This is a genomic window from Brachyspira sp. (assembly GCF_050873525.1).
In the GTDB taxonomy this organism is placed as follows: Bacteria; Spirochaetota; Brachyspiria; order Brachyspirales; family Brachyspiraceae; genus Brachyspira.
Map to the genome: position 1 here is coordinate 1 of NZ_JBNMIZ010000220.1, position 4,403 is coordinate 4,403.

General features: G+C 25.4%; 6 protein-coding genes. All 6 read left to right on the forward strand.

Annotation, left to right across the window (positions count from 1 at the left end):
• Window positions 1–752: Cas10/Cmr2 second palm domain-containing protein (locus tag ACR0QS_RS11500; protein WP_432633591.1), on the forward strand; the 752-nt coding region annotated here is incomplete at its 5' end.
• A gap of 9 nt (window positions 753–761) precedes the next feature.
• Entirely contained in the window at window positions 762–1,166 is a 405-nt protein-coding gene (gene csm2, locus ACR0QS_RS11505; protein ID WP_432633592.1) for a type III-A CRISPR-associated protein Csm2, read from the forward strand.
• A gap of 1 nt (window position 1,167) precedes the next feature.
• Window positions 1,168–1,899 carry a type III-A CRISPR-associated RAMP protein Csm3 gene (csm3, locus tag ACR0QS_RS11510; RefSeq protein ID WP_432633593.1) on the forward strand — a complete coding sequence of 244 codons (732 nt, stop codon included), beginning with the start codon at window positions 1,168–1,170 and terminating at the stop codon, window positions 1,897–1,899.
• Window positions 1,900–1,920: 21 nt separating this feature from the next.
• Complete coding sequence (gene csm4 / locus ACR0QS_RS11515) at window positions 1,921–2,886, forward strand: type III-A CRISPR-associated RAMP protein Csm4 (protein ID WP_432633594.1); 966 nt, start codon at window positions 1,921–1,923, stop codon at window positions 2,884–2,886.
• 22 nt (window positions 2,887–2,908) lie between these two features.
• Window positions 2,909–4,126: a type III-A CRISPR-associated RAMP protein Csm5 gene (gene csm5 / locus ACR0QS_RS11520; protein ID WP_432633595.1), complete on the forward strand. Its 1,218-nt coding sequence runs from the start codon at window positions 2,909–2,911 to the stop codon at window positions 4,124–4,126.
• Window positions 4,120–4,403, forward strand: a 284-nt coding sequence (locus ACR0QS_RS11525; protein ID WP_432633596.1) for a hypothetical protein, incomplete at its 3' end; no start/stop codon positions are given. The genes csm5 and ACR0QS_RS11525, both read left to right, overlap by 7 nt.

Sequence of the window (4,403 nt, forward strand, 5' to 3'; positions counted from 1 at the left end):
GTAAAAGCGAGATTGGATTTGATAATTTTAATTTATATAACGAGAAAATTTATTTTAATAAAGAAAAAAGAATAGTTATAGTATATTCTGGAGGAGACGATGTATTTTTAGCGGGATATTGGCTCGATGTGATTGATTTTGCTTTTGATTTAAGAGAAGCTTTTAGAAAATATACTAATAATAAACTTACATTTTCCGCAGGCATAGGATTTTTTCATCATAAATATCCTATATCAAAAATGGCGGAACAAACGGGAGAACTCGAAGAACTTGCAAAAGAAAATAAATATAACGGTATAGAAAAAGATTCGATATCATTATTCGGCATTCCTTATAAATTTAGTAATAAAAAAGAAAAAACAAATAAAAATAATAAATTTAATTATTGTTTTAATTGGGAAGAATTTAAAAGAGTAACAGAAAAGATAAATAAAATACTTTCTTTATGTTATTTTGATGAAGATATTAACGATGAAGCGAAAAAAGATAAAATATTTTTTTCAACCTCTTTTATGTATAGGATAAAGCAGCTTATTTCTTTAAATGATAAAATAAATATAGTGAGACTTGCCTATGCTTTAGGAAGGATAAAATCTACTGGAAGCGAAGAATACGAGAAAAATTATAACGATTTTAAAAATTGCATATACGGTTGGCTTATTGACGAAAATGAGATAAAATATTTAAATACCGCTTTAGATTTAATAATATATTTATTTAGAAACGATACTAAAGATAAAACAGATATTTAGGAGGATTTAATGTTAGATATTAATAATGCCAAGAATTTCGTTGAAAATAATTTATTTGAAAAAATTGAGAAAAAAGATTTTAATTCTCAAGTAAAAGAAATTAAATTAATCACTAAAGTAAGCACTTCTCAAATAAGAAAATTTTTGTCGGCTGTAAATAAGATTAACAATAAGATAAGATATCAAAACAACGATGATATTTTAAGCGAAGATATTGTAGCCGAAATAGCTTATATGAGAGTTCAGTTTGCTTATATAGTAGGAAGAAATAAAAACAATAAGGGATTGGAAAAATTGCATAAAGAACTTGATGGCGCTATAGCTAATATAAAAAATAGCAAGTCTAATTTTATTAATTTTGCAAGATATGTGGAAGCTATCGTAGCTTATCATAAATTTTTTGGAGGAGATTAAAATGTCAGAAAATAAATTCCATACGATAAAAGATAAAATTATAATTACTGCGGATATGACTTTAATAACGGGAATGCATATAGGAGCGTCTAACGATTTTTCTCCTATAGGCGCGGTTGATAGCGTTGTGGTAAAAGACTCTCTTACGGGAATGCCGATAGTTCCGGGTTCTTCTATTAAAGGAAAACTCAGAACTATTATAGCGAAATTAAAAAGCAAAGATTATTTTATTAAAAGTCATGATAAAGATATAAACGAAGTAAAAGAATTATTTGGTTCTTCTGCAGAAAACGATATAAAAGAGGCAAGACTTCAATTCTACGATTTATTTTTAAAGAACGGCGAAGAATTGGAAAAGAAGAATTTAGATTTAGGATATACCGAAATAAAATTTGAGAATGCTATTAATAGAACGACAGCTATTGCAACTCCAAGACAATTGGAAAGAGTGCCAGCTGGAGCGATATTTGAATTCAAATTAATATATAATGCAATAAACGGTGAAAAATACAATATAAATGGAGATTTTAATTTAATATCTTCGGGATTGAAAGCTTTGCAATTGGATTATATAGGCGGAAGCGGAACGAGAGGTTATGGAAAAGTAAGTTTTTCAAATTTTAAAGTTGAAAAAGCAGAGCTAACAGATAACGATATAGATATTAACTCTATAATGAATATCTTAAAAGAATGCGAAAATTTTGTAGAAAAATTAACTTCAAAGAACGAATAGAATAAATAAAAAACGAATTACATGGAATATAAATTATATAAATTAACTTTTAATACTCCAGTTCATTTTGGAAGCGATATTGTAGGTTCGAGTCTAGAAGAGTCGGATTTTATATGCCATAGCGACACTTTCTTTTCGGCATTATGTTTGGAATATATAAAATTAAACGGAGCGGAATCAATATATGATTTCGTAGATTTTTTTAATAACGGCAATCTCCTAATTTCATCTTTACTTCCTTACAAAAATAACGATTTATATATTCCTAAACCTTCTATAGTTATTGAAAGAAGCGATACGAAAAATGAAAATAAAGAAGAAAATTCGTCATCCGATAGAAAGAAAATGAAAAAATTAAACTATATTAAAGTTTCCGATATAAATGCATATTTGAATTATATAAAAGGTATCGGCGATTTTAATTTTGATTACGAATATAATAATTTTGCAAAATATTCTTTAAATCAAAAAGTAGGTTTGAGAGACGAAGAAAATAGATTATATAGCTTGGGAACATATAGCTTCTATAAAAACAACGGACTATATTTTGCGCTTTCATTTAGCGATAATGAAAAATTAAGAGAATTTGAAAAAGTATTAAAAAGTTTATCCTATTCTGGAATAGGCGGAAAGAGAACGCAAGGATTAGGAAATTTTGAATATAACGAATCAGACTTTAGCGCGTTTGGAAATAAATTGTTTAACGATTCTAAATATAAAATGCTTATCTCTCTATTCTCTCCTACGAAAAATGAAATGGAAAATATAGATTTTAATAATTCATTTTATTCTTTGATAAAAAGAAACGGATTTATATATTCCAATAATTATAGCGGTAATCTGTCAAAAAGAAAATCTTTAAGTATGTTTAAAGAAGGTTCATGCTTTACTAATAATATTAACGGGGATATTAAAGATGTTTCTCAAAACGGAAATCATAAAGTCTATAGATACGGCAAAGCGTTTTATATAGGAATTGATATTTAAAATTTATTTATTGGATATAAAAATGTCTCAAGAAATTAAAAATTATAAAGTTTATAAAATGAGTTTAACTACATTGTCTCCCGTATTTATTGGAAGCGGCGAAGAATTAAATAAAAGTATGTATGTTTATAATGATAAAGAAATAATGATTATAGACGAGAAAAAATTAATAAAGGAATTGTTATTAAGAAAAGGATTATATGAAAGTTTTTTAAATGAATGTTCTTCTGGAGATTTAAATCTTACTAATTTTTTAGAAAAGAATTTAAACGGATATAAAGACATAGATATTTATAAATATAAAATTACATCTTATAGCGATATAAAAACGGGCGGAAAATTCAATAATATAAATACCTTTATAAAATCATCCAACGGCAAACCTTATATACCAGGTTCAAGCATAAAAGGAGCTATAAGAACCGCTATAATTGCAAATGAAATATATCATAATAAAGAAAAATATATTAATTTTTTTGAAAATAAAAACTATCCAAAAAACTTTAACGGCAAATTTGCTAAAACTCCTATAGATAATTTAAAAGAATTAGAAAATATTGCATTAAAAAATATATTTTCTAAATATAAAAGCATCTTTAATAAAAATGATAAAATTGAAGTTTTGCCTAATATATTATTTAAATTTCTATATGTTTCGGATTCCAATGAAGTTAATTTAGATAATTTATTTATTGGAAAGCAGCATGACTTTTCTACTAAAGGAAATAAACTAAACGAACTTCCAATATTTATGGAACTTATAAAACCTGAAACAAAATTTAATTTTTCAATAAGCATAGATAAAAGCATTATAGATTATTTTGACATTAAAAATATTATAAAAAATTTAAGAAATTATTTTAGGCAGTATTTTTATTGCGTTGAAGAAATCAATCTTTTATTTTTTAAAAATAATGTTGAAATTCAATATAAACCGTTTTGTCAATTAGAAGGGCTAACTTCTAATGCCCTTATCGGAGGACATAACGGCTATTTAACTAAAAATATTCTCTATTCTATTTGTTGCGAATTAGAAAAAGAAAATAATACCGTTGTAGGCATGGCAAACAAAGAAGAGATTATTAATTTAATAAAATATCATTTGAATACAAAATTTAAAAAACATAAACATTTGGAAGACAGTATCATATCTCCAAGAACATTAAAACTTACAAAATATAATGAAACGCTTTTTAATATAGGAATTTGTAATATAAAAGTCGAAGAGGAATTATGTTAGCGACTTTGGAAATAAAAATTAAGCCACAAAATAATATATTGCTCAAAAGAGATTATGGAAGCCTTTTTCATGGATATTTGATTTCAAAAATAAATAAAGAATATGCGGAAAAACTTCATAACTTAAAACTTAATCCATACAGTCAATATTTTTATTTTGATAAAAACAAAAATTCTTATATATGGAAAATATCCGCTTTAAATAAAGAAGCGAAAGAAAATATTATCGATACTATTCTAAACGATACGGACGAAACTATAAATTTAAATTATAATAA

Coding starts and splice junctions, on each gene's coding strand:
- csm2 (WP_432633592.1), top strand. CDS start 762: ATGTTAGATATTAATAATGCCAAGAATTTCGTTGAAAATAATTTATTT.
- csm3 (WP_432633593.1), top strand. CDS start 1,168: ATGTCAGAAAATAAATTCCATACGATAAAAGATAAAATTATAATTACT.
- csm4 (WP_432633594.1), top strand. CDS start 1,921: ATGGAATATAAATTATATAAATTAACTTTTAATACTCCAGTTCATTTT.
- csm5 (WP_432633595.1), top strand. CDS start 2,909: ATGTCTCAAGAAATTAAAAATTATAAAGTTTATAAAATGAGTTTAACT.